This is a genomic window from Bacillus aerius (assembly GCF_029894105.1).
GTDB classification, from domain to species: domain Bacteria; phylum Bacillota; class Bacilli; order Bacillales; family Bacillaceae; genus Bacillus; species Bacillus altitudinis.
Window position 1 is genome coordinate 2,027,518 of record NZ_JARYHO010000001.1, and the last position, 25,700, is coordinate 2,053,217.

26 protein-coding genes and 1 pseudogene are annotated in these 25,700 nt (G+C 41.5%); 6 read left to right on the forward strand and 21 right to left on the reverse strand.

The annotated features are described in order from the left end of the window. Window positions 1–13: 13 nt before the first annotated feature. The gene (locus M2353_RS10355) at window positions 14–2,260 is read right to left on the reverse strand and encodes a DEAD/DEAH box helicase (RefSeq protein ID WP_024718534.1); all 2,247 of its coding nucleotides are present in this window, start codon (window positions 2,258–2,260) and stop codon (window positions 14–16) included. A 160-nt stretch (window positions 2,261–2,420) separates the two neighbouring features. Here M2353_RS10355 and M2353_RS10360 point away from each other — a divergent pair, with 160 nt between their 5' ends. Together M2353_RS10360 and M2353_RS10365 are read left to right on the forward strand one after the other, a co-directional pair. After that, on the forward strand, window positions 2,421–3,539 hold the full coding sequence (locus tag M2353_RS10360; protein WP_234710323.1) for an NADH-dependent flavin oxidoreductase: 1,119 nt from the start codon (window positions 2,421–2,423) through the stop codon (window positions 3,537–3,539). 125 nt (window positions 3,540–3,664) lie between these two features. Then, a protein-coding gene (locus M2353_RS10365) for an IS3 family transposase (RefSeq protein ID WP_138279068.1) occupies window positions 3,665–4,815 on the forward strand; the annotation gives its coding sequence in 2 pieces (ribosomal slippage) (window positions 3,665–3,938 and window positions 3,938–4,815; 1,152 coding nt in all). A gap of 63 nt (window positions 4,816–4,878) precedes the next feature. Here the strand turns inward: M2353_RS10365 and M2353_RS10370 are convergent. Beyond that, on the reverse strand, window positions 4,879–5,385 hold the full coding sequence (locus M2353_RS10370; protein WP_058336717.1) for a PTS sugar transporter subunit IIA: 507 nt from the start codon (window positions 5,383–5,385) through the stop codon (window positions 4,879–4,881). A gap of 168 nt (window positions 5,386–5,553) precedes the next feature. Here M2353_RS10370 and M2353_RS10375 point away from each other — a divergent pair, with 168 nt between their 5' ends. Next, the gene (locus M2353_RS10375; RefSeq protein WP_116307053.1) at window positions 5,554–5,973 is read left to right on the forward strand and encodes an Hsp20/alpha crystallin family protein; all 420 of its coding nucleotides are present in this window, start codon (window positions 5,554–5,556) and stop codon (window positions 5,971–5,973) included. Window positions 5,974–5,994: 21 nt separating this feature from the next. On the opposite strand, the gene M2353_RS10380 is transcribed toward M2353_RS10375, so the two are convergent. The 3 genes from M2353_RS10380 to M2353_RS10390 form a co-directional block, all read right to left on the reverse strand. Beyond that, on the reverse strand, window positions 5,995–6,447 hold the full coding sequence (locus M2353_RS10380) for a YppG family protein (RefSeq protein ID WP_017359729.1): 453 nt from the start codon (window positions 6,445–6,447) through the stop codon (window positions 5,995–5,997). A 108-nt stretch (window positions 6,448–6,555) separates the two neighbouring features. Next, complete coding sequence (locus M2353_RS10385; RefSeq protein ID WP_225310452.1) at window positions 6,556–6,936, reverse strand: YppE family protein; 381 nt, start codon at window positions 6,934–6,936, stop codon at window positions 6,556–6,558. A 49-nt stretch (window positions 6,937–6,985) separates the two neighbouring features. After that, window positions 6,986–7,219 (reverse strand): DUF5446 family protein, encoded by a 234-nt coding sequence (locus M2353_RS10390; RefSeq protein WP_224558417.1) that lies wholly within the window; start codon window positions 7,217–7,219, stop codon window positions 6,986–6,988. A 196-nt stretch (window positions 7,220–7,415) separates the two neighbouring features. Between M2353_RS10390 and sspM the strand changes: the two genes are divergently transcribed. Beyond that, window positions 7,416–7,520, forward strand: coding sequence for an acid-soluble spore protein SspM (gene sspM, locus M2353_RS10395; RefSeq protein ID WP_017359731.1), 105 nt, complete (start codon window positions 7,416–7,418; stop codon window positions 7,518–7,520). Window positions 7,521–7,543: 23 nt separating this feature from the next. Here sspM and M2353_RS10400 read toward each other — a convergent pair whose 3' ends face one another. Then, window positions 7,544–8,500, reverse strand: a complete 957-nt coding sequence (locus tag M2353_RS10400) for a DUF2515 domain-containing protein (protein WP_284725391.1) — start codon at window positions 8,498–8,500, stop codon at window positions 7,544–7,546. A 45-nt stretch (window positions 8,501–8,545) separates the two neighbouring features. Here M2353_RS10400 and recU point away from each other — a divergent pair, with 45 nt between their 5' ends. Both recU and M2353_RS10410 read left to right on the forward strand, forming a co-directional pair. Next, window positions 8,546–9,181 carry a Holliday junction resolvase RecU gene (recU, locus tag M2353_RS10405; RefSeq protein WP_072368256.1) on the forward strand — a complete coding sequence of 212 codons (636 nt, stop codon included), beginning with the start codon at window positions 8,546–8,548 and terminating at the stop codon, window positions 9,179–9,181. Between the two features lie 19 nt (window positions 9,182–9,200). After that, window positions 9,201–11,888 (forward strand): PBP1A family penicillin-binding protein, encoded by a 2,688-nt coding sequence (locus M2353_RS10410; protein ID WP_284725392.1) that lies wholly within the window; start codon window positions 9,201–9,203, stop codon window positions 11,886–11,888. 35 nt (window positions 11,889–11,923) lie between these two features. On the opposite strand, the gene M2353_RS10415 is transcribed toward M2353_RS10410, so the two are convergent. The 15 genes and pseudogenes from M2353_RS10415 to mgsA all read right to left on the reverse strand — a co-directional run bounded on the left by M2353_RS10415 (window position 11,924) and on the right by mgsA (window position 25,688). After that, the gene (locus M2353_RS10415; RefSeq protein WP_019744018.1) at window positions 11,924–12,433 is read right to left on the reverse strand and encodes a YpoC family protein; all 510 of its coding nucleotides are present in this window, start codon (window positions 12,431–12,433) and stop codon (window positions 11,924–11,926) included. Beyond that, the gene (gene nth, locus M2353_RS10420; protein ID WP_008344602.1) at window positions 12,430–13,092 is read right to left on the reverse strand and encodes an endonuclease III; all 663 of its coding nucleotides are present in this window, start codon (window positions 13,090–13,092) and stop codon (window positions 12,430–12,432) included. The genes M2353_RS10415 and nth overlap by 4 nt, the downstream gene beginning before the upstream one ends. Before the next feature lie 17 nt (window positions 13,093–13,109). Beyond that, window positions 13,110–13,814 carry a DnaD domain-containing protein gene (locus tag M2353_RS10425; protein WP_007500879.1) on the reverse strand — a complete coding sequence of 235 codons (705 nt, stop codon included), beginning with the start codon at window positions 13,812–13,814 and terminating at the stop codon, window positions 13,110–13,112. A gap of 97 nt (window positions 13,815–13,911) precedes the next feature. Further along, on the reverse strand, window positions 13,912–15,204 hold the full coding sequence (gene asnS / locus M2353_RS10430) for an asparagine--tRNA ligase (RefSeq protein ID WP_024718525.1): 1,293 nt from the start codon (window positions 15,202–15,204) through the stop codon (window positions 13,912–13,914). Between the two features lie 116 nt (window positions 15,205–15,320). Further along, entirely contained in the window at window positions 15,321–15,806 is a 486-nt protein-coding gene (gene tseB / locus M2353_RS10435; protein ID WP_284725393.1) for a cell wall elongation/penicillin-binding protein regulator TseB, read from the reverse strand. A 12-nt stretch (window positions 15,807–15,818) separates the two neighbouring features. Beyond that, window positions 15,819–15,989, reverse strand: coding sequence for a YpmA family protein (locus tag M2353_RS10440; protein ID WP_008344594.1), 171 nt, complete (start codon window positions 15,987–15,989; stop codon window positions 15,819–15,821). Window positions 15,990–16,121: 132 nt separating this feature from the next. Further along, a complete protein-coding gene (gene dinG, locus M2353_RS10445) occupies window positions 16,122–18,914 on the reverse strand; it encodes an ATP-dependent DNA helicase DinG (RefSeq protein WP_024718523.1) in 2,793 nt (930 codons plus the stop codon). 115 nt (window positions 18,915–19,029) lie between these two features. Then, window positions 19,030–19,413: an aspartate 1-decarboxylase gene (gene panD / locus M2353_RS10450; protein ID WP_017359738.1), complete on the reverse strand. Its 384-nt coding sequence runs from the start codon at window positions 19,411–19,413 to the stop codon at window positions 19,030–19,032. After that, entirely contained in the window at window positions 19,406–20,272 is an 867-nt protein-coding gene (panC, locus tag M2353_RS10455; RefSeq protein ID WP_039165690.1) for a pantoate--beta-alanine ligase, read from the reverse strand. The genes panD and panC overlap by 8 nt, the downstream gene beginning before the upstream one ends. Then, a pseudogene (panB, locus tag M2353_RS10460) lies at window positions 20,269–21,076 on the reverse strand (3-methyl-2-oxobutanoate hydroxymethyltransferase). Before panB ends, panC begins: the two are co-directional and overlap by 4 nt. 202 nt (window positions 21,077–21,278) lie before the next feature. Next, complete coding sequence (locus tag M2353_RS10465) at window positions 21,279–22,262, reverse strand: bifunctional biotin--[acetyl-CoA-carboxylase] synthetase/biotin operon repressor (RefSeq protein ID WP_017367494.1); 984 nt, start codon at window positions 22,260–22,262, stop codon at window positions 21,279–21,281. Then, window positions 22,235–23,437, reverse strand: coding sequence for a CCA tRNA nucleotidyltransferase (locus M2353_RS10470; protein ID WP_284725394.1), 1,203 nt, complete (start codon window positions 23,435–23,437; stop codon window positions 22,235–22,237). Before M2353_RS10470 ends, M2353_RS10465 begins: the two co-directional genes overlap by 28 nt. Beyond that, on the reverse strand, window positions 23,430–24,575 hold the full coding sequence (gene bshA / locus M2353_RS10475; protein ID WP_024718520.1) for an N-acetyl-alpha-D-glucosaminyl L-malate synthase BshA: 1,146 nt from the start codon (window positions 24,573–24,575) through the stop codon (window positions 23,430–23,432). Before bshA ends, M2353_RS10470 begins: the two co-directional genes overlap by 8 nt. A gap of 2 nt (window positions 24,576–24,577) precedes the next feature. Further along, window positions 24,578–25,282: a bacillithiol biosynthesis deacetylase BshB1 gene (bshB1, locus tag M2353_RS10480; RefSeq protein WP_284725395.1), complete on the reverse strand. Its 705-nt coding sequence runs from the start codon at window positions 25,280–25,282 to the stop codon at window positions 24,578–24,580. Further along, window positions 25,269–25,688 (reverse strand): methylglyoxal synthase, encoded by a 420-nt coding sequence (gene mgsA, locus M2353_RS10485; RefSeq protein ID WP_249855684.1) that lies wholly within the window; start codon window positions 25,686–25,688, stop codon window positions 25,269–25,271. Before mgsA ends, bshB1 begins: the two co-directional genes overlap by 14 nt. Window positions 25,689–25,700 lie beyond the last annotated feature (12 nt).

A 25,700-nucleotide genomic window follows, 5' to 3' on the forward strand; every position in this document is an offset into this window, starting at 1 on the left:
TTTCCCCCTTTCCTTAAAATCCTGCCATCAATTGAATGATACTGCTTTTTCCATCGATCTCTTTCATTTCCATGCCAATACAAGATGGACAGCCGTTCTCGCAGCTGCATCGCTCAATCAGCTGAGTGGCTGCACGAGCAATTTCATCAAAGCGAGCATGGACCTCTTTACTTAAACCGATTCCACCTGGGTAATGATCATATAAAAATACGGTCGGTTTCCCGGTATGGGCTGCCTTTATTTGAGAAATGACATGAATGTCTGAACGGTCACACATGACAAACGCCGGAACAATATGCTGAAGAACATTGGCAATACCGAGCAAGAGCTGTTCAAGTGTTTTTTCTTCAAATGTCCGCTCTGCTTCATGTAATTCAAACCAAGCAGCACTCGTATGAATCTCTTCTTCAGGTAAGTGAATCGGGCCGGAACCGATATTTTCCCCGGTTGATAATCGAATTTTTTTGAAAATAGTCGGCATTGCATTGACGGTCACATCACCGTAGTGAACAGATACCGCCTCTTTTTCTGTTGTTTGATCAATTTCAAGCACCTTGAGCTGAACTGCTAAATTCGCATCTGTATAATATTCTACATCGACTTGTTTCACATAAGCCTTAAGATGTTCATAATCTAGCTTTTCCACTTGATACTGAACCCCTTCATGTAAATAAATCGCTTCATCATGAAGTAAAGTCATCGCACTGAATCGATCCATCTCCCCAATAATTCGAACGTTCGCTACATCGGATTGATCGACAATGACGACATTTTCCTGACTTGCAGATCTCAGACTGATGCCATGAGCCGGGAACGATTGATCTGACCAATAATAACGGTTCCCGCTGAAATGAAGAACCCCTTCTTCATGTAAATATTGCAAGATTTCTTCTACTTCCATACCGCCAAACTGTTCATCTTCTCGAAACGGTAGCTCGTAGGACGCACATTTTAGATGATCGACTAGGATGATAAGGTTCTCAGGATTGATTCTTGCCGATTCAGGTGGTCTGTTAAAGAAGTATTCAGGGTGTCTGACAATATATTGGTCAAGTGGCGATGAGCTTGCGACCATGATAATGAGTGCTTCCTCATGACGCCTTCCAGCTCGTCCAGCCTGCTGCCACGTACTCGCTACACTGCCAGGATATCCCGTCATGATACAGACTTTTAGCTGTCCAATATCTACTCCTAATTCTAGTGCGTTTGTGCTGACAACACCGAGAATGTCTCCTTCCCTTAAGCCTTTTTCAATCATGCGCCGCTCTTTCGGCAAATAGCCCCCGCGATAACCACGGATCGATTTAGGACCAATTTCTTTTTTCACTAGTTCTTGAATATGACTTAGGATGACTTCAACTCTTACCCTACTTCTAGCAAAAACAATCGTTTGAATTTTTTCTTTTAAAAATGTTTTAGCGAGCTGATTCACAACAGTGGCCGCACTTTGTCTAATATTTAAAGGCTTATTGACGACTGGCGGGTTGTAAAAGACAAAATTCTTTTTACCGCTAGGTGCTCCGTTTCGTTCAATGAGATGCACCTTGCTTCCGGTCAGCTGCTCTGCAAGCTCTTTCGGATTCGCAATGGTCGCTGATGTACAAATAAAGGTCGGGTCACTTCCGTAAAATGCACAAATTCGCTTTAGTCTTCGAATGACATTGGCGACATGACTGCCAAACACGCCTCGGTATGTATGAAGTTCATCAATGACAATATACTTTAAGTTCTCAAATAAACTGACCCATTTCGTATGATGAGGCAAAATCGCTGAGTGCAGCATATCTGGATTTGTGATGACAATATGTCCTGCCTGTCTGACGCGCTGGCGAATCGCTGGGGAGGTGTCCCCGTCATAGGTTTCACTGTGAATTGGAACATCCATCTCATGAATGATTTCGTTTAATTCACTTTTTTGATCTTGCGCAAGTGCTTTTGTTGGAAATAAATAGAGGGAGCGGCTTGTCTGATCTTCTGCGATCGACTGAAGAACTGGCAGATTGTAGCAAAGCGTTTTACCTGAAGCTGTAGGTGTCACAGTCACCACATTCTCACCATCCATCACACGTTCAAAGGCTTCCTTTTGATGAATGTACAGTTCGCTCACACCTCTTTTTTCAAGCGCCACTTTGAGCCTGTCATTGACTCTTTCAGGAATTGAAGAAGTCAGTGCAGGCTTCGCTTCAATTTCATGCCAATGCTCGACCTGTTCGTCTTTTTTTAATTCTTCTATGAGTTCGTTCATTGTTTTTTTCTTCATCTGGTATCCACCTCTCATTCTAGTGTACCGAATATTTGTTTGCATGACTAGGCGGCAATTTTTTGATGCACCGCTTGTGAGCAAATATTTTGATGTGTTGTAACAATATCTATTACACTTCTATAGTGAAATGATTTTATCAAGGAAGAAGATGATCAGATTGAAAAACGAATTTAAGCCTTTATTTGAACCTTTTACATTCCCAGGGGGTGCCTCTATTGATGGCCGTTTAGTCGTTGCACCAATGACACACTTCGGTTCTCATGAGGATGGCACGATCTCAAAGGAAGAAATTGATTTTATTACCGCTAGATCAAGCGAAATGGGCATGGTCATCACCGCATGTGCAAACGTGACGCCAGATGGTAAGGCGTTTGAAGGACAGCCTTCTATTGCAAGGGATGAAGATATACCTGGCCTTCAAAAGCTTGCTTCTGCGATTCAAGCGAAAGGAACAAAAGCCATTATGCAAATTCATCATGGCGGCTCTCAGGCTCTCCCTCATTTAGTCCCAAACGGTGATGTCGTTGCGCCAAGTGATGTATTTAAAGATGGAAAACAAATTGCGAGAGCTTTGACAGAAGAAGAAATTCCTCACATCATCGACTCATTTAAAGAAGCAGCAAGGCGCGCAATCCAAGCAGGATTTGATGGGATCGAAATCCATGGAGCGAACGGATATTTATTACAGCAATTCTACTCCCCGCATAGTAATCAGCGTACAGATCAATGGGGCGGAAGCGAAGAAAAACGGCTCGCATTTCCAATTGCAGTAGTAGATGCGGTGAAAGAAGCAATCAAAGAGCATGTAACAAAACCATTTATCTTTGGGTATCGATTATCACCTGAAGAACCAGAAACACCTGGTTTAACCATGACAGAAACATTTACTTTAGTGGACGTACTTAAGACAAAAAACCTTGATTATTTGCATATTTCTTTAATGGAGATTGACTCTAAAGCAAGACGTGGTGCTGATACAAGTAAGACGCGGATGGAGTTATTAAAAGAGCGCTGTGGTGACACGCTTCCACTCATCGGCGTCGGTAGCGTCATTACAGCTGAGGATGCACTGAATGCATACAATCAAGGGATTCCACTCATCGCTGTTGCAAGAGAAGTCATTGTTGATCCCGATTGGGCAGTAAAGATTAAAGAAGGCAGAGAAAACGAGATTGAAACCGTCATTAAACGCAGTCAAAAAGACAAGTACATGATTCCAGAGGGTTTATGGACTGTTATGGAAGCAAGTAAAGGCTGGGTTCCAATGGAGGATTAATCTCCTCAATAAAAAAACTACCCTATCAAGGGACTGACCCCCCTAAGATGAGACAAATAAAAAACACCTTCAAGTTTGAAAACGGATCGTTGTGATCCGAAATAAAACATGGAGGTGTTTTTTCTATGGGGACAAGAGTGAGTTATCCGGTTGAAGTCAAACAGAAGGCTGTGGAAATGAGATTGGCAGGCGTACCTATGAAAGAGATCATGCAGGAATTGAATATCAAGAATAAGACGCAGGTTCAGACATGGGTGAGATGGCATAAAACTGGGGATACACACAGGTTCGAACAACCTGTTGGAAAACAATATACCTATGGAAAGGGTCCCGAGTACTCTTCTGAATTAGAGAGACTGCGGGCAGAAAATCGCTATTTGAGTCAACAGAATGAAGTTTTAAAAAAGTACAACGAATTGGAAAGGAAGTTGATAAGGAAACGTCAATCAAACTGGTAGAAGAATTGTGCAAAACGATGACGGTACAGGACATCTGTGTCCATTTAGGCATCTTACGTACTTCGTATTATAGATGGAAAAAGGATTTGACTCAGACTCATTCTAAAAGACAACTAGAGAAACAGGTCGGCACGTTGTGCCGAAAGCACAAATATCGATATGGTTATCGGAAAATCACAGCCATACTAAAAATGAGAATGCGTATTAACCATAAAACTGTTCAACGTATCATGCAGAAAAACCAGTGGCAATGCCGGGTTAAAATGAAAAAGCGTAAGAAGAATGGGCAGCCTTATGCCGTAGCCGGTAATATACTGGATCGGAATTTTCAGTCTGATCGCCCTCTTGAAAAACTAGTCACGGACATCACGTATTTGCCTTATGGACAGAAACAATTGTACCTTTCCAGTATATTGGATTTATATAATGGAGAAGTGATTGCTTTTACGATTGGTGATAAGCAGGACACAGACTTTATCTTAAACACACTTAATCAGCTCCCAGCACTTCCTGAGAATTGCGTGTTACATAGCGATCAAGGTTCTGTGTATACATCTTACGAGTATCAGAAAGCTGTTCATATAAAAGGCATTACCATGAGCATGTCCCGTAAAGGGACGCCCGCTGATAATGCCTCCATCGAATCGTTTCATTCCTCACTAAAGTCTGAAACGTTCTATCTTAACAGGATTGATCGCACTACGACCACCATCGTAGAACGCACTGTCAAAGAATACATTTATTATTATAACAACATTCGTATTCAAACGAAACTAAACAACCAATCACCGATAAATTATCGGCAATTGGCTGTATAAAGGTGTTTTGATTCCTGTCTCAAAAACGGGGGTCAGTCCCCAACTCAGGGTAGTTTTTTTGGATTATTTCATTTTCACTGTAAAAAGCTTGGACGTCTGCTTTTCTACAGAGCCCTTAGGTTCTTTGTCAAGATGTTCTACTAAATCACCATTCATGATGACAATTGGTGTCACTGTGCTTGCCGCTTTTTCTTCAATCAGCGCTAAATCACATGTAATGAGAGGATCACCTGCTTTCACTTTATCCCCTTCTTTTATGTGTGCTTCAAAGCCTTCACCATTTAATCCAACCGTTTCAAGTCCGATATGAATCAGAAGCTCAAGCCCCGAGAGTGTTCGAATCCCAATTGCATGTTTTGTATGGAAGAGTTGAATAACTTCACCATCTACTGGCGACACAATGGTTCCGTTTTTTGGTTTTACAGCTACGCCGTCTCCCATCATCTTTTGAGAAAAAACTGGATCTGGTACATCGGTCATATCCATTAACTCTCCATCAACTGGAGAATAAATGACTTCTTCCTTTACATCATCTTGGTTTTTTCCGAAACCGAATAATTTTTTCAGCAATGTTCATTTGCTCCCTTCAAGCTTTGCTTCTAGATCTATTCAGCGTATAAACCTTCATGCCCATACACCTTGCTTCATTCAACACTATTTAATCATAATTTTTTCCTCTCATCAATTGATAACCGCCTGAGCCCCTTTTGCATAGGCTGTAGATGAGAGGTGATTCCAATGAAACATGAAAGTGAAAAGAAACACGAGTTGTTAACAAATGAAGACATTCTATATGAAGCGATTGAACAATTTTTTGCATCATCGCCGTTTCACGACATTTTAAATAGTGCAGAGGCGCTGATGACCACGAGCCATTCACTTGCATCCATTACAACCGATGTGACAGAAGATGATCAATATGTATATATTGAGATTCGATTTCCAGACCATTTTGTCGAAGGTGATATCGCACTAGAAGTGAAAGCGCAATATTTACACTTATCGGTACAGGAAAAAATCAAAACAGACACGACATCCTCCTATTCGAGCTTTACCAAAACCATTTTAATGCCTGCAAAAATAGATGAAACCAATATGAAGAGCGTTTGGAAAGATCAATCACTTCGTGTGACTGCGCCAAAACAAACAACCCAATAGATGTATATCTATTGGGTTTTGCTATGCTTTAAAAATACTAGTAAATCCTTTCGCCAATGAGCCCACTTGATTCATTGTACTCATCATTTGTCCAGCAGTATCAAACATTTTATTAAAATCGTATTGCCCATTCGTTTTTTTAAATTGTGACAGCACACTTTTAAATTGAGATGATTGCTGTTTTTGCGGCCTTGGCAAAGGATAAGGATTCATAGGCTGCTGCATAGGCATCATGCCCGGCGGCTGCATTTGCGGCTGATTCATTGCTTCAGGCTGCGGCTGATAAGGCTGGAAGTTTTCCTGATATCCAAAAGGCGGCTGATAACCTGCAGACGGCGGCTGGTTCATTTCACCTTGATATGGGGGCATGAAATATTCTGGAGGCTGCGGAGGTTGCTGCATATCTGGATACGGAAAAGGCCGTTGCTGAAATTGATTCATTTCATAAGATGGTTGGTTTGAATAAGGGAACATGCATCTCGCTCCTCTCGCTCTGAAAACATATTGAAGTCAATGATATATTATGTTCAGGAAGCAGAAGATGTGCCTACAGCAGCCATAAGAAAAACGCAGGCTGTTTCATCAGCTGCGTTTGTTGATTTCTTCTATTAAAAGGTTCAGTGTATAAATCACTGACTCAACTAAATTTTTCACACGAGGTGCATGCTGTTTGCCAAAATAAGATTGCAGCACAACCTCTTTTCCATTTTCTTGGACGGCTTCAAGCTGTTCTTGATGTAAGTATCTAGGTTTGGCCTGATGAATAAATGAGGTAGCAGCAGTAAGCCACTCTTCCATTTGCTGATCAAATTTGACAACGGCCGGTTGAATATCGTTGTAAAAATCATAAACTGGGTATTCCTCTTCTGCCTTTCCCTTTAGGTACTGCTCGTATGCTTCTTCGATCCACGTGATCAACTCTTGTGTATGTTTAAGTAATGTTTGATTATCCAAAGTGTTCACCTCTATGAACCATCCTATCAAACGTTTACTTATTGCTCAAATAGAAAAGCTATCCGGCGTGATATGCGGGTCTTGCCTGCAGCTTATACTCTGCTGCATGAATTTTCAATTCACATTCCTTCACTTCAGATTCAAGACGGTCAATGATTTGTTCTTGCTCCTCTACGGCAGCGTTTTTTGTTTTTTTGACAGCTAAAGACAGTTCTTCTTCCACCGCATCAATCTTTCGCTCAATTTCCTCTAACAACTGCATAATGGATTCTTTTGATACAAATTCGCTCATCATCAGATTCCTCCTTTATCATCTCTCGTTACATTCTCTTTTCTTTTGCTCCCTCCTTCATACATGACAAAACTAGAACTAAATCGCCAATCTAAGTGAAGATAAGCGCAATTTCTTCCATTTCGACACGTGCTTGTCCTTCTTTGTATGATCGCGTCCGATTGTGTAAATTCTAAGGACAAAGGAGGTAGATGTCATGAAAAAGCAGCAAGCACCAAAAGAGCAAAAAACAAAAGGGAAAGAAAACAGTACAGATCAGCTTGATAAAAAGCTCGGCGGCCCTAACCGTCCATCCACGTAAAAAAAGCAGGTACCCCCTGCTTTTTATTTATGCAAAAAATAGTGTTCTAATGAGAAAAGAAAACGAAGCTGCCTTTTTTTATGAAAATACCAGTCGGTCAGCTCAATTTGTTTTGGTAAACGCTCTGCTTCAAACAAGGATGGACTCAATTTCTTTTGAAACCAATCTTCCCTTTGATCGTCTAATGAATGTGTCATGACTGGATACACCGTTCTGAGGAAAGGGCTTGACCTTCGCGCAATCCCTAAAAACGGTTCAAAATCAAATCGAGATCCCGTATGCGGCACGGTATGCAAAAAATGATAAAAATCCGAAAACAAATCGGCTCGAAACAATAGTTTTGCTAGCTTTTTCCCTAACGTAATGCGCTCTTTTACTTGGGAAAACTTTCGGATGGTTAACCCGTACAAATGCCCGTCTACTGTCGGAAAAACGACGGTTTGAAAATGTGCCCACTCGCTGAAAAGATATTGAATCGAGTGAAAAACATTCTTTTTCAGTAGAGGATTTTGTATAATAGGAGATTGTATAGTATATTGTTCATTTATGATGAGTGCATGCAGCAGTCGCTCTGTGTCACGCTTTTGCCAAAATCGTTCCCACTCAGCGTTCATAAAACGAGACACACCGAAATGGGGCAGCAGATGAAATAAAGGTTTGCGGCACCTTTTTGACCATTCATACAAGAGAAGCTGCGGGTAAGCATCTGAAAAGATCAGCCAATTCGCTCTTTCATACGCTGTAAAGAACAGATGCCCTTGCTGATCCGTTAAACCCGGATGGAAGAGCTCGCCTTTTAAATCTGTCATCGACCATCCAGCATTTCTGGAGACAAAAGAAGCAAGCAGAGACCATTTCATCTCTGGATGACGGTCATAAAAGCGCTTGTACGCATTTGTCCTTGTCAGGTTATCCTTATTTTTCGCTTTCGTTTCATGTAAAATATGCTGGGTAATCATGTGCTCTTGTTGTAACAACATGGCGATCTCTCCAATACAAAATGCATTAAAAGGAGGCTGAACTTGATGATTCGGTATCCTAACGGAAAATCGTATCAGCCCATTCAACAAATTGGGACAAAAAAAAGAATCAGCGGCGAATCATCTTATAGTAACCGCGGGATGACGCTTGAAGCTGACTTAAATGAAACGAACCAGTACTATTTGGTCAACGGGATCGCAGTCATTCATAAAAAGCCTACCCCTGTTCAAATTGTCAATGTGGATTATCCAAAAAGAAGCGCTGCTGTCATTAAAGAAGCCTATTTTAAACAATCCTCCACAACAGACTACAACGGGGTATACAAAGGACGCTATATCGATTTTGAAGCAAAGGAAACCAAAAGCACCACCTCGTTTCCGCTCAAAAATTTCCACGACCATCAAATTGAGCATATGAAACAGGTTGAAAAGCAAGGCGGTATTTGTTTTGTTATTATATCCGCATTTGGTTCCGTTTATTATTTGTCCGCTACTGACCTCTTCTTCTTTTGGGAGCGGCAGCAGCAAAACGGCCGTAAATCCATTAGCAAAGATGAATTAATGGAAGCAGGTCACCTCATGACACTTGGATATTCGCCAAGAATTGATTATATTAAAGTAGTGGAGACACTTCATTTTTCGGATGACAGGAAGCAACATTTACGTTCGAAAAAGGTTTAACACGAAAGGTTGAGATGTGATGTCTGATCAATTTACAAGTCGTGAACAGCGACGTAAAGCAAGTCAAGAAAACAATAAGAAGCAAAAGAACAAAAAAGGCAAAAAGAAAGCAGGTCTATTTAAAAAAATATTTTTATCTTTACTCGTGATCGGTCTTCTTTGTTTAGTAGCCGGAATCACAACTTTTGCCGTTTTTGCATCAAGCGCTCCTTCTATTGATGATAGCAAGCTAAAAACGCCGTATTCTTCAAAACTTTACGATAAAGACAAAAAAGTCTTTGCAGAAGTCGGGGCGGAAAAAAGAACGTATGTCTCGATTAAAGATATACCCGACGTTGTAAAAGACGCGTTTATTGCAACTGAAGATGCACGTTTTTATAAACACCACGGGATTGATCCTATCCGTATTGGCGGTGCTCTTGTCGCAAACGTCGAGGACGGTTTTGGAGCAGAAGGTGGAAGTACGATTACACAGCAGGTTGTGAAGAACTCCCTGCTTAACAATCAAAAGACGTTAAAACGTAAAGTACAGGAAGTATGGCTCTCGATTCAGCTTGAGCAAAAATACTCTAAAGATGAAATTTTAGAAATGTATTTAAACCGTATTTTCTTCTCTCCTTATGCTTATGGTGTTGGGAAAGCGGCTGAACAATTTTTCGGAGTGACAGATTTAAATAAACTAACTGTTGCACAGGCTGCCACACTTGCAGGTATGCCGCAAAGTCCATCTGCCTATAACCCAGTGAAACATCCAGAGGCAGCGGAAAAACGCCGTAATATCGTTTTAGGCCTAATGAAAAAACAAGGCTATATTTCAGAGAAAGAGTATGAGGAAGCAAAAGCAACACCTGTCAGCAAAACCGTTGTTTCAGCTGATAAATATAAGAGTCAAAACTCAAGTAAGTACTCTGCTTATATTGAAGAAGTCATGGAAGAAGTACAGAAAAAAGCCAAAGTAGATGTTTCAACAGATGGATTAAAAATCTATACTTCTCTTGATCGAAAAGCTCAGGATCATCTGGATGACATCATCAATGGGGATTCAGCCGGATTTACGAAAGGTATGCAAGCTGGAGTCACCCTGCTGGATACAAAAAATGGTGAAATTCGTGCCATTGGTGGTGGTCGTGATGTACCAGCCGGCGGCTTTAACTATGCCACTGATGCAAAACGCCAGCCGGGATCTACAATTAAACCAATTTTAGATTACGGTCCTGTAATTGAAAACAAAAAATGGTCAACATATCAGCAAATTGATGATGCGCCTTATACGTACTCTAACGGTACACCAATTAACAACTTTGACAGAAGACACTTAGGGAAAATGTCGATGAGAAGTGCTTTGGCACAATCACGAAACATCCCTGCTTTAAAAGCTTTCCAAGAAGCTGGTACAGATAATGCTGTTCAATTCGCCAATAACTTAGGTTTGGACTTACCTTCTGACATTCCTGAGTCTTACTCAATCGGCGGATTTGACGAAGGTGTCTCATCTCTTAAAATGGCTGGTGCATTTAGTGCATTCGGTAACAACGGATACTATAATGAACCGCATGCCGTAACGTCTGTTGAATTTAATGACGGGACGAAGCTTGACTTAACGCCAGACTCTAAAGCAGCCATGAGTGATTACACTGCATTTATGATCACAGATATGCTGAAAACTGCTGTACAATCTGGAACAGGTACACTCGCACAAGTACCGAATGTTCAAGTAGCTGGTAAAACAGGTACAACCAACTTTACACAAGATGATATTAATAAATACAACATCCCTTCTGGCGGGGCGAAAGATTCTTGGTTTGTCGGTTACACGCCGCAATACACAGCAGCTGTGTGGACCGGAATCGGTAACTCAAAAGATGCAGACGGCAAAATGTGGCTCACGGATTATGAACAACGTGTTGCCAAAGTTGTCTTCCAGAAATTAATTTCTCAAATTGATGATGGAAGCGGCTCATTTGAAAAGCCAGACAGTGTCGTTGAAGCAACGGTTGAAAAAGGATCAGATCCAGCGAAGTTAGCTGGACCAAACACACCAAGTGATAAGAAGACAACGGAATACTTCGTCAAAGGAACTGTCCCAACAAAAGTTTCTGACACATATGAAAAGAAAGAAGCTGACAAACCATCTGACTTAAAAGCGGTGTATGATGAAGAGAAAAAATCGATTACACTCACTTGGGGTTATGATGACGATGCAGATGCAACATTTAATGTGAAGCAAGCGGTCGATGATGGAGGCTATAAAGACATTCAAAACAGCTCTTCTAAAGAAGCCGTCATCTCTGATGTGAAGCCAGGATCCACCTATAAATTCCAAGTGACAGCGACTGTAGACGATGTCACAAGTAAAGCTGCTTCTACCTTCCTCACCATTAAAGATGACGAAGAAGAGGAAGAAAAAGCAGATGATGAGAACAAAGAAGAAGAAGAGCCACAGCAACCTGATGATGAGCAGACAGATCAAACAGATGATAATCAAAACCAAGGTGGCACTGATGAGCAGAAGCCTGATGATAAAAAAGATCAAGGCGGAAATACCGAAAATGGTGATGGCGGTTCAAGTGATGGCTCAGACAGTACAAATGGAAACAGCAACTCACAGAGCGATGCCAATAAAGATAAAAAGAAAGACGACGAGAAAGCCAATTCTCAAAGCTCAAATACTCAGTCAAATTCTACTTCTCGCAAAGAAGACGAATAACAAAAAAGCACTTGCCCTATGTGGCAAGTGCTTTTTTAACGATTTTGTTTTAACTTTCTGAGTGCTTCGTATTTTCCATACTGCTTTTTGAGCTCTGTGTATAACTCGTCCAATTGAATAAAGCAATGATATTGAGTAGGTTTAAGTAAAATAAACTCTAATCGTTCTGTCCAGTTAATGGGGGCTACTGGAAACGTCTGTTGTTTGATTTCCTCCCAATCAACGGTTTGAAGCTTCTCTCCTTTGATCCAGTAAAACATTGCAATCATACTGACAATGCCTTGCAGCATATCATCCTCTTCACACCGAGATTTTCTCGTTTGAAAGCGAGGAAGCATGTTGTCTTTTAATTCATTCCACAGATCAAACATCAAAGGAACAAATTCTTCCGTTTTCTGCCACGGTTGCTCATCTAGTAAAGGTTCTGAAGATAGATCAAATGCGAGTGGATTGATTCTTAATATATCCTTTTTTTCGCCGCTTATCTCTACCTTTTTCTCTTTTAGCTTTTCGACATATGAGGTGAAAACAGCTGCTCCGCTCATGCCAGCTTCACCAGCCCTTTTTTCAGCCTCTTCTGCCCTTCTCTGCACATATCAAGAAGTGGACAAGATTCACACTGTGGCCGCTGCGCCTTACAGTGATATCTGCCGAAAAAGATGAGACGATGATGGGTCACGGACCAATCCTCTTTTGGCACCTTCTTCATTAAGGTTTGCTCTACCTCAAGAACAGAATCCTTCCAGCGGCAAATCCCAAGTCGTTTGCTTACGCGCTCGACATGTGTATCTACTGCAATGGCGGGAATTCCAAAAGCGACAGATACAACGACATTTGCTGTTTTCCGCCCAACCCCTGGGAGCTTGATTAGCTCATCTCGATCTCTTGGCACTTCACCGCCATAATCTTCAATCAGCATTTGGCTTAATTTTTGAATGTTTTTTGCCTTATTACGATAAAGACCGATCGAACGAATATCCTGCTGCAACTCTTCAAGCGGCACACTTAAATAGTCTTCTGGTGTTTTATATTTTTGAAATAGATGTTTGGTCACTTTGTTCACTAGAACATCTGTACATTGCGCTGAGAGTGCGACAGCAATCACTAGTTCAAATGGATTGGAATGAACAAGCTCACACTCAGCCTCTGGAAACATATCTCCTATAATATCTAAACATTCATTGATTTGTTTTTTTGATAACATGCCTTCTCCTTTATTGGTTATTGTTCCAGCCAATTATAAAAAGGAACTTGTCTTTTATATGAAGATGTTTCTTCTTTTGAAGGTGGGGCTTTTTGCTGCGAACGGAAATGCTGGCTATGCTCTTTCGCTTCTTCCGCTGTTTTCAGCCCTTTCTTTTTCCACTCAAACAATATTCGATCGATATAGCGAAAATTTAATTTTCCTGATAAAACGGCTTCTCTTAGAGCAAGACGAATCATCTCAGCATCATGATGGTCTTGGTCCATCCAGATCGAGAGTGTTTCCCCTTCAAGAGGAGAAAGTGGTCTGCCAAACTCATCTTCAAATAGCGCATATAAAGACTTTTCAGCCTGCACATGATTCTTTTGCAGGTCTTTCGCCTGTTTTGCTTCTAAAAAGTCATACAGCACACCCCATAAGGGTTCTACCGAGTATCGGTCATGCTGAATACCAGACCTGTCTTCAAACGGCTGGATCGAAATAAACCCTTTTTGAATCAAATACTGCACCATATAAGCACATTCTTCGGCCGAAATGGTCATACCATGTGAAAGCTCTTCAAATGTTTGAAAAAAGACGCCTTGTTCTTCATTCATTTTAATCTTTAACATGACCATCATTTGTGATTCATTCAGTCCTAATTGCTCATAATGGGCAATCAGCAAATTAGGCAAACTGGTCGAACCCATTTTCTGCATATCTATAAATTGCTGCCTTTTCATCGGATACACCTCTTCACTTTCAGTATATCACGTTTTCTCATACGTGCTGCCCTTAAGACGTTTGAAAAAGCCTCCATATGTTGGAGGCTTTCACGTCTTAAGGATATAAACGGTTTAATAATCTTGGGAATGGAATTGTTTCACGCACATGCGGCGCTCCGCTAATCCAAGCAACTGTTCGTTCAAGTCCAAGACCAAAACCTGAATGTGGTACAGAACCATACTGTCTTAATTCTGTGTACCATTTGTACGTTTCTTGATCTAACCCATGTTCTTTTAGTCTTGCTTCAAGCAGATCTAAATCATGAACACGTTCAGAACCGCCGATAATCTCTCCATAGCCTTCTGGCGCAATTAAATCTGCACAAAGGACGACATCATCACGGTCTGGTGCAGGCTGCATATAAAATGGTTTTAATGAGGTTGGGTAATGAGTGATAAAGACTGGTTTATCATAGCTTTCGGCGATCGCTGTTTCATGCGGCGCACCGAAGTCATCTCCCCATTCGATGTCATCAAATCCTTTATCCTGCAAGAATTTAATCGCTTCATCATATGTGATGCGCGGGAATGGTGCTTTGATGTTTTCTAATTTTGCTGTATCACGGCCAAGTGTGTGCAGTTCTACTTTACAATTTTCAAGTACACTTTGAACAACGTGAGACACATAATTTTCTTGGTACTCAAGGTTCTCATTGAATTCAACAAATGCCATCTCAGGCTCGATCATCCAGAACTCGATTAAATGACGTTTTGTTTTCGATTTTTCTGCTCTAAATGTTGGACCGAATGAGAATACTTTTCCTAGTGCCATCGCAGCAGCTTCCATGTAAAGCTGTCCACTTTGAGAAAGGTACGCATCTTCATCAAAATATTTAGTAGCAAACAGCTCTGTTGTTCCTTCAGGAGCACTTCCTGTTAAGATTGGCGGATCCACTTTCACGAAGCCTTCTTGATGGAAAAACTCATATGTAGCACGAATAATTTCATTACGGATTTTCATAATGGCATGCTGTTTTTTAGAACGCAGCCATAAATGACGGTGATCCATTAAGAATTCTGTTCCATGTTCTTTTGGTGTAATTGGGTAATCTGTTGCTTCGTGAATCACTTCAATGGATTTCACTTGTAATTCAAAACCAAGTGGTGAACGTTCGTCTTTTGTTACTTGTCCTGTGACATAGACCGATGTCTCTTGTGTCACTGATTTCGCAAGCTTAAAGACTTCCTCTTCCACCTCTGCTTTTACAACGACTCCCTGAATAAAGCCTGTCCCGTCGCGAAGCTGCAAGAATGCAATTTTCCCGCTTGAACGTTTATTGGCAATCCATGCGCCGATTGTTACTTCTTCATCGACGTGTTTGAACACTTGATTAATAGTTGTTTTCAACATATTTCCCTCCAAAGCCAGAAAGAAACTCACCTTGTTAGATAGGTGTGATTCTTTTTTCATACATTTTATTATAACCGTTCTAAATCAGCATGGTCAACGCAAGACAGAAGAAACTACGGTGTTAAATTTTTTTCCACTCGTCCTGTCGTAAAATCAACATAGCTGAAACTATATTGGTTGTTCTCATTTAAGTACGTTACTTCCCAAAGGAGCACATCACCTTCTCGTGCTAATTGAACATTTTTTAGCTTAGAAATGGTGTTCTCCTTTTGAACGGCTTGTACTGCTTGGTTTGAAGTAATGCCTTCTTTTGCTTTTTTAGCAATGACTTTTTCTTTTTTGCTGGCAGGTACCCACACATAGATCGCTTCGTTTTTTTTGTTTTTACCTTCCACAATAAATTGCTTTTCTTTCCCAACAAAGGTATCCACTTGCTCTACTTGTGCTAATGATACTTGCTTTTTTGCTCGTTCAATCGCTGCCTCATGACCTTCTTCTTTTTGACCCATGGCAATTTGATATATCCACGAAAAGCTAATGATGCCAATGAGTAAAACGAGCGCAGCAACGGATGAAATAATCCAAACTATTTTTTTCATGTCAAGCTTCCCCTATGTGCGATATATGGTAAATATCGCTTGATTTTGATCTTCTTGATCTAATGCTAATCCAAACATAAGATCTTCCCTTTTAAGCGTTCTGTTCAGCAAATCGACGATTTTGTATAGGTCTTCTGAATGCTTAATTTGAACAGTTGAAAGTACCTCTATTTTACTTTCCACTTCTAATTCCTCCTCGGTACGTAAATATTGTTAATCATACTTTTCAATGTGAGAACCGATACTATTTTTACAACGGAACATAAAAAGCCGTTACGATAAATTAACTCCAAACCCACACCAGTGAAAGGCCGCTTATGACAGCGGCTTTTCGTTGTTAAGCTTTTCTATATACGCCTCAAGCGACTCTTTGGACATCTCGTGAACTGGCGCATGATGAAGTGATTCTAAAAATAGTTTTCCATACGAAGCGGTTTTCACTCGGCGGTCTAAAATCAGCAATGTTCCGATGTCTTTTTCCGAGCGCAGCAAGCGGCCTGCTCCTTGCTTAAAAGTTAACACAGCTTCCGGGAGAGCGACGGCTTTAAACGGATTCTTCCCCTGTTTTTTTGCCGCTTCGCATTTTGCTTCAATGAGCGGTGAATCGGGCGGGCGGAAAGGAAGCCTTGCCATAATGACGGTCGTTAGCTCTGAGCCAGGAAAATCCACACCTTCCCAGAAACTCCCTGTTCCTAGCAAGATGGCCTGCTTAGCCAATTTGAACATTTTCGTCAATTTTACAGGGCTCCCGCCTGTCAAACCTTGAGCAAACAATGCCGATTGCATACCTTCTGATTTCAGCTCTTCATACACTGCTTTTAACATCTCATGTGAATTAAATAATACCAATATTTTCGCTTGATCCTGCTTTTCCATGATCTTAATATATGTTGCAGCTTGCTTCACATATTCGCGTTCATCACGGTTTGTGATCGGCGGCATGTCAGCCGGCACAACGACCTTAAGCTGTTTTTCAAGTTCAAAAGGTGAATCAATTTGGACAAGGTGTGGGTAAAAATCTTGCAGTCCAAATCGTTCCAAGCAATAATCAAAGCGTTGATTGATGGTAAGCGTCCCTGATGTGAGGACAACGCTTTTTTTGTTCATGAAGAACCGATCAGCTAGCAACTCCCCTGTATCTAGCGGCTGCGCGTGCATAAAGACAGCATTCTTGGCACCCTTTGCATCAATCTCAATCCAAACGGTTTCATCATTGTTTGGTTCAAAGATAAACCGGTACAGCGTACTGCAGAATGTCTGCATAAATGACATCACTTGATCGTATTCTTCTGCTTCAAATGCAAACTGCTCTATGAACTGATCACTTTTGTGAAGCAACTCATTTTTTTGCTGCTCATACAGTTTCTCACAAGCAATCAATAACGAACAAAGCTTACTCGCTGATTCTTTAATTCGGACCCACTGAGCATGTTTTGAATGATGACGGACTCTATGAATGAGACGATTGATGTCCGCTTTTGGTTTTGTCCTTTTGACAAAAGAATGAACGGTACTAAAAAATGCGTCACTTTCCATCTGAAGCTGCTGAAGATACTCGTCCATTTCAATAAAGGTGTCAGTTGATAAACCTGCCCCATGAAATCTCTTTTTCAATTTCTTAAGCAGCCCGCCATGCAAAGAGCCAAGCTGCGTTAATTTCGCATGAAGCTGGATATAAGACGCACTGTCACCTAGCGTTTCATTGGCTGTTTTTTCAAATTGGTGGGCCTCATCAATCACATAGACATCTGCATGCTGAAAGATAGAAGCTCCTTCTGTTTGAGATAAAAGCAGACGGTGATTCGTCAAAATTAAATCAGCGGTTTGAGCCTTTCGTTTAGCCCGTTCATAAAAACAATGTTCTTTAAAACGGCGTTTTTTCGATGTAAATGGCATATGCACACAAGAGATACGGTCTTTTATATTTGCAGCTCCTGACGGTAAATTCAGTTCAGACAAATCACCTGTTTCAGTGACAAGAAGCCACATTAAAATTTGCGCTTTTGTTAAGACAACATCATAGTTATCATCTTCCTCATGCAGGACATGCTCAAACTTATCTAAACAAATATAATGTGCCCGCCCTTTAAACACACAGGCGGCTGGCTCAAATGGGAGCAATTGCTTGAGTAGCGGAACATCGCGCTGAAGCATTTGCTGCTGCAGTAAAATAGAATATGTACTGATAATGACAGGTTTTCCTGATTTCTTTGCTTCTAAAGCAGCTGGTATAAGATAAGCGAGTGTTTTCCCGATTCCTGGCGCCGCTTCAATTAACGCATAAGCTCTTTCATGGAACGCATCTCTTACTTTGTTCATCATCGTGAGCTGGCCTTCTCTTACTTCATAGCCTTCTAATGTTTGAGGAAGCTTCTCTTTTATCTCCTCAAACAGCTGCTCGTCGTCAGCGCCTACTGCATATGTCGATTCAGTGATAGGATTGGTCACATCTTTCACAGCAAAAGATCCTACTTCTACAAGCGAATCATCCTGACTAGAGTGATTGGTTTCAAGCTGCTTAATTAAAAGTCCTATATCACTTAGAAGATAAGAGGATAATCTGCGCAGCTGTTTTAACACATTTGGCGGTGTATTCCTTAATTGATGTAATAAGGTTAAAAATAACATGGCAGTAACTTCCGCATCACTATCCGCCCTGTGCGGGTGGTCATGTGGAAGCATGAGCTCTTCGCTTAATTCAGTTAGCTTATAACCTTCAAGCTCAGGATAAAGAATTCTAGAAATTTCAACCGTATCAATCGCTAGCACATCCAGCTCATTTTTCCCGCATGCTTTTAGTTCATCGTTTAAAAAGTTCAAATCAAAATGAACATTGTGCGCAACAAAATAAGCGCCCTGTATGAGATCATACACCTCTTGGGCAATGTCCTCAAAAAACACCGCGTCATCAACCATGTGCTGCTTAATACCTGTCAGCTGTTCAATAAATCCAGGAATCGTTTTCCCTGGGTTCACATATTTTGAATACCGTTCGACAATTTGTCCATTTTCAATGACCACCGCAGCAATTTGAATGATTTTATCACCTTTTTTTGGTGAATTCCCGGTGGTTTCAATATCAACGACAACAAACCTTTGATCGGTCATAAAATGGACACCTCAATTCCTCGTTCCACTCATAGTGAAACACACTCTGGGCAATATAGCTGAAACAGAACAGCTTCCTTATGATGAAACTGTTCTGTTTCCATGTGAGCGTGCGTTATAAAATCGTTCTCGCAGGCTCTTGCCCAATCATTTGTTCAATTTGATTTTGTTTATTTAACACGACCACTTTAGGTGTGTGCGATTTCGCTTCTTCCTCTGACAACATCCCATAAGCGATAATAATGACTTCATCTCCTGGCTGAACCAATCTTGCTGCCGCACCATTTAAACAAATGACACCGCTCTTTCTTTCTCCAGGGATGATATATGTTTCAAGTCTAGCACCATTGTGATTATTAACAATTTGCACTTTCTCATTTGCCATCATGCCTGCCGCATCAAGCAAATCTTCGTCGATGGTAATACTACCTACATAGTGTAAGTTTGCTTCAGTCACTGTCGCTTTATGAAGTTTCGAGGTCATAAAAGTTCTATACATGCTTTTCACCGCTTTCAGGAACATGGAAAATCACATTATCTATCAGTCTTGCCCGGGAGAACTTCACAGCAGTGGCAATGATCACTTGGCCCGTTAAGTGCTGAAGAGGTTCAAGCTCTGGGTAGGAGTAAATGTCAATATAATCGATTTCTCCACTCGTTTGAAGAATCTCCTCTTCCACTAATTGATAAATACGATTTACATCATGTTCACCGTTTTCTACAGCTGTCTGTCCTTTTTTTAATGCCCGGTATAAAGCAGGTGCTTCTTGCCTTTCTGTTTCAGACAGATACACGTTCCTTGAACTTTTCGCTAAACCGTCTTCTTCTCGAACAGTAGGAACAGACACAAGGTGAAGATCAAAAAAGAAATCCTTGATCATCGCATCGATAACAGCGACTTGCTGTGCATCCTTTAGACCAAAGTATACATTGGTTGGTGCGACAAGGTGAAACAGCTTTGTCAGCACCGTGACAACGCCGTCGAAGTGTCCTGGGCGTTTCTTCCCGCATAAGACGTCTGTACGCTTTTGAACAGTCATCGTAATCGATGGCTCATCTTTGTACATTTCCTTCACATCAGGTGTAAATAATATATCTACTCCAGTTTCTTCGGCAAGACGCTGGTCTCTTTTCATATCTCTTGGATAGGATTCAAAGTCTTCATTCGGTCCAAATTGCAATGGATTAACAAAGATGCTCATCACTACGATGTCATTTTGATCTCTCGCTTCTTTTGCAAGCGTAAGATGTCCTTCATGAAGGAAACCCATTGTAGGGACAAATCCAATGGAATGCTGCTTCTTTTGATGCTGCTTGATCATTTCTTTTAGTTCATGAATATGGGAGACAACCTTCATTCCTTGATCCCCCCATATAAACCATCAAGGACTTCTTCTTTCATATGAAAGGTATGAGCATCCTCTGGGAAAGTGCGTGCTTTTACTTCTTTTGTATATTGTATGAGCGCTTCTTCTAATACAGCATCGATTTGCGCGTATTGTTTCACAAATTTAGGTGTTCTAGACACGCCGTACCCTACCACATCATGGTAAACGAGAACTTGTCCATCTGCTTCAGCCCCTGCCCCAATTCCGATCACAGGAATCTTTAGCATGTCAGTAATCCGTTTTGTCAGTTCACCAGGTACACACTCTAACACAAGAGCGATGGCGCCTGCTTCCTCGCATTTCAGACTATCTTCAATCAATTTCTGTGCACTCTCTTTGTCTTTTCCTTGCACTTTATAGCCGCCAAGGACACCGACTGATTGAGGGGTCAGCCCTAAATGGCTTACAACAGGAATACCGCCTCTTGTAAGTGCTTGGATGGATTCAAATACTCCGTCTCCACCTTCAAGCTTTTGCTGCATTTTTCATCGTTTCTTCTAATGAATAATGATAAGACATAAATGGCATATCCGTCACAACAAATGTGTCTTTTGCGCCTCTTTTGACTGCTTTTGTGTGATGAATCATATCATCCATCGTCACTTGCACTGTGGAATCAAGTCCAAGGACAACCATCCCAAGTGAGTCACCAACTAAGATCATGTCGACTTCCGCTTTTTCCGCTTGCTTTGCAGCTGGATAGTCGTATGCTGTCAGCATCACAATAGGTTCGTTTTGTTCTTTCATTTTGAAAAAATCTAACTTTGTCTTCATTTGTTCCTCCTCATTCTGGAGAGGAGATGGCTTGTCTGATCTCACACGCTTTTATCTCTCATGTGCAGACGAATCATCCCTCTGTCCAAGTCCCTTAGGATCAAGGCAGAAATTTATCGAATTTTTCTTCCTAACAGGTACAGTTCTTTTTCAGATACTGCCCACACGAAGTATATCAAAAATGTGCCGGGTGGTGTTCCACTTAAGTTGACTTGATCTCAATGTCAGCGGAGTAGATGTTTTGGATTCCGCCTTCCGTTTCGAGTAAAAGAACGCCTTCATCATTAATCCCAAGCGCCGTTCCAGCATATTGCCCATTGACGGTGCGTGCGATGATACGCTTTCCAATGGTCATCGCATATGATTCCCATAATTGTTTGATCGGAGCAAAACCATAAGTCATATATTCATCATACCTTTTTTCAAAGGTGGACATGATGGTTTGAATCAATGCCGCTCTGTCTACCTTTTCACCCAGCTCCATTTGCAAACTCGTTGCAACATCCTTTAATTCTTCAGGAAAATCATTTGCCGTCTGATTCACGTTAATGCCTGGACCAATAATGACTGCGTGAACTTGGTCAGCTTCTGCTTTTAATTCAGTCAAAATACCAACGACCTTTTTTCCGTTTAGCAAAATATCGTTTGGCCATTTGATTGATGGACTGAGACCCGTTTGCTGCGCGATGGCTTCAGCGATGGCGACAGATGCTAAAAGCGTCATTTGCGGCGCTTTGTGCAGCGGTATTTCCGGCCGGAGAATCAAACTCATCCAAATGCCTGTCCCATTTGGTGAATGCCACGTTCTTTGAAGGCGTCCTTTTCCGTTTGTCTGATGATCACTGACAACAAGCGAGCCGTGCGGGGCTCCTTTATTGACGAGGTCATGGGCAATGAGCTGAGTTGAGGCGACTTCTTCTTGAAAGTAAATATGCCTGCCAAACAGCTCTGTTTCCAAACCAAACAGAATTTCGTCTTCACTAATTTTGTCCGGTTTACGAAGCAGCCGGTATCCTTTTCTTCTGACCGCTTCGACCTCATATCCCTCTTTTCGCAAATCCTCTATATGCTTCCATACTGCCGTTCGGGAGCAGCCAAGCTCATCACATATTTGCTGGCTTGAGACAAAATCTTGCTCAGATGCTGTAAATAGTTCAATTAATCGTTTTCTAATCGCTGATCGCACGCTATGAGCCACTCCTCTATGACTTCTTTTCGGTTTTCAAGCTGGTTTTGCAAAACGGCTTTTTTCACAGAAGCAAGCTCTTCTGCAATCCATTTACCAGCTGGCTTTTGCCGAAAGGCCATCAAATCTTTTCCTGACACTGCAAGGTCTTGAAGCTGTTTAATCGGCAACGCATCATATGAACGTTTCGCCGCCTCCAGCTCATCAAAGAAAATGCGGCGCTCATGTTTGAGCTGCGTGATTTTCATACTAGAAAGCAGGACATGTTCACCAGCTTCAAACATTTTTTCCGCATCCCAGTCACAATCAACATATTTGCTAATGGCAACGGCTTCTTTTAAAAGTTTCGTTGATAACTTCCATTCTTTTAAAAAGGACACCGCCTCCGCCTCATCTAGACCAAGTAAATGGATAAAGGCTCCCCACACCTCATCTAACCCATCCAATAAATAATACGGGAAAGCTTGGAACGTTTCATTCAGCTGATCTTTTTTGAGGCCGGGCAATTCTTCATACAATTTGGTGGAGATGAGCACCTTGATCGCTTGCTCACAGTAGCGGCCTTTTAAAAGTTTTTCCATTTCGATTTTTTTGCGTTCAACAGATATGTTAGCAAGCAGATGTTTATCTTTTTTCATTGCTTCTTCCGTCTCTTTAGAAAGCTCAAACCCGAGCTGGCTTAAAAACCGCACCGCTCTCATCATCCGAAGCGCATCTTCTTGAAAGCGGCATGCAGGATCTCCAACCGTTTGAATTCGTCTCCGCTTCATATCCCGATTGCCGCCCACATGGTCAATGATGTCACCATAAATATCCATGGCCACTGCATTGATCGTTAAATCTCTTCTTAAAAGATCTTCTTTTAGTGATGAAATAAACGCCACTTCTTTAGGCCGGCGAAAGTCTTCATATTCTGATTCAGTCCGAAACGTAGTGACCTCATAGCTGACCCCGTCAAGTAACACAATAACAGTGCCATGCTCTTTACCGACATCTACTGTTTTATCAAATAAAGACTCCACCACATCAGGTGTGGCATCTGTCGCAATATCGATATCTCCAATTTCCCTGCCTAAAAGGACATCTCTCACCGCACCGCCGACAAAATAAGCTTGATACCCATGTTCATGCAGTGTATGTAAAATAGGGATCGCATGTGTGAATGGTTCATTCATCTTCAACATCACCTTCGATCAATTCTAAGTAAAGCTCTTCATACTCTCTCACAATTTTGTCAGAAGAGAAATTGGCTTCAACACTAGACTTGGCTGCCATCGATATTTGCTTATGGAGCGCATTGTCTTTCAGAATAGAGATGGCATGTTTTGCTGCTCCATCTACATCACCAAGCGGAACAAGGAATCCTGTCTCTCCATGTGCAATCACCTCTGGAATTCCTCCAACGTCTGTTCCTATACAAGGTACTCCGCATGCCATTGCTTCAAGTAGTACAAGACCAAAACTCTCTTTCTCAGAAAGCAGCAGCTTCAAATCACTAATCGAATAGAGCTCCTCCACCTTCTCTTGCTTTCCTAAAAATAACACGCGGTCCGTTAATCCAAGCTTTTTCACCAGCTCGCAAACAACCGATTTTTCAGGGCCGTCCCCAATCAGTAGCAGTTTTGCATTCACCTGTTCAGAAATCTGTTTAAACACATGGATTACGTCATGCACCCGCTTCACTTTACGGAAATTTGATACATGGATGACGACCTTCTCATCCTGCAGAAGACCATAATGCGTCTTCAGCACTTCGTGATCTTCGCGCAAATATACGCGCTCATCGACGAAATTATGGATCGTATCAATTTTTTTATTCGGTTTAATCAGATCGTATGTCTGCGCAGCTAATGAATGTGATACAGCCGTTACGCGGTCAGATGATTCGATCGCAAACCGGATAACTTCCTTTAAAGATGGGTCATAGCCTAAAACCGTAATATCCGTCCCGTGAAGGGTGGTGACGACTTTGACAGACTGTCCAGTCATTTGTTTGGCTAAGAACGCACAGACAGCGTGAGGGACCGCATAATGCGCATGAATAATATCAAGCTTCTCTCGTTTTGCGACTTCTGCGAGTTTACTTGCCAGTGCAAGGTCATAAGGCGGATATTGAAACACAGCATATTGAGTGACATCCACCTCATGAAAATAAATATTCGGATACACTTTATTGAGTCTAAACGGAATACTTGAGGTAATGAAATGAACATCGTGCCCTTTTTCAGCTAAACGTTTTCCAAGCTCTGTGGCAATAATGCCCGAACCGCCAACACTCGGATAACAAGTGATTCCGATCTTCAATTTTTTCATAATTACCCCCCAAGTAAGTCATCGTCCATCAAAAGTGGCTTCTTTGTCAGAAACCCTTCTGCAAAAGGTTTATTGACTTCCCTTCCATACATCGACTCTCTCATTTTGACAAAATCGATATAACCATTTACAAGCGGTGTCTCCACTGAACTCTCTGTTTTGACAAATTGGCTTTTATACGCATGTAAGCTATCAATTTTTTGCTTCATCTCGTCTGAAATATCGATCACAAAATCTGGACGATGGTGGCCATTAATCATGTAATAATACATCTGGCTTATTTTATGCGCTGGCTGCTTGTATGAATCTTCAAATTTATGTATACCTGCAGAAAAAGCGGCCTCTTCTACAAGTGAACCCGCATGACCATGATCAGGATGTCGATCTTGGTGGTGCGGGGCAAAAATAAGTCTCGGTTTGTATGTTCGGATGACACCTGCAATTTCTTTCATCGCTTCGTCATTCAGATAAAGTCCTCTATCTGACAGCGTGAGCTGGATTCGAGTCGTGACGCCTAAAATGGCAGCGGCTGCTCTGGCCTCTTCTTTTCGGCTTTCAACCGTTCCATTTGAAGATAATTCAGCCTGAGTCAAGTCACAAATCCCAACACGTGCCCCTTTTTTTACGTATTTTGCAATCGTTCCACCCATACCGATCTCTACATCATCGCTATGGGCACCGAATGCAAGGATATCAAGTGGTTTCATGCGTTCCTCCGTTTTTTGCTACATCTCGAAAATCAAACGTACCTTTATTTAAATTCCTGACTAAAATTTCGGCGGTCCCCATATTGGTTGCTAATGGGATGGCATACACATCGCAAAGCCGGATGAGTGCAGATACATCCGGTTCATGCGGCTGTGCAGTGAGAGGGTCTCTAAAAAAGAGCACAAGATCCATTGCATTATCAGCAATCATAGCACCGATCTGCTGATCTCCTCCAAGTGGTCCTGATTGGAAACGTTGAATGGGCAGCCCAGTCGCTTCTTTCACTCTTAAACCTGTGGTTCCTGTTGCATAAAGTGTATGATCTGCCAAAAGATCTCGATACGCAATGGCGAATTGAATCATGTCACTTTTTTTCTTATCGTGAGCGATTAAAGCAATGTTCATCAGGGATCCACT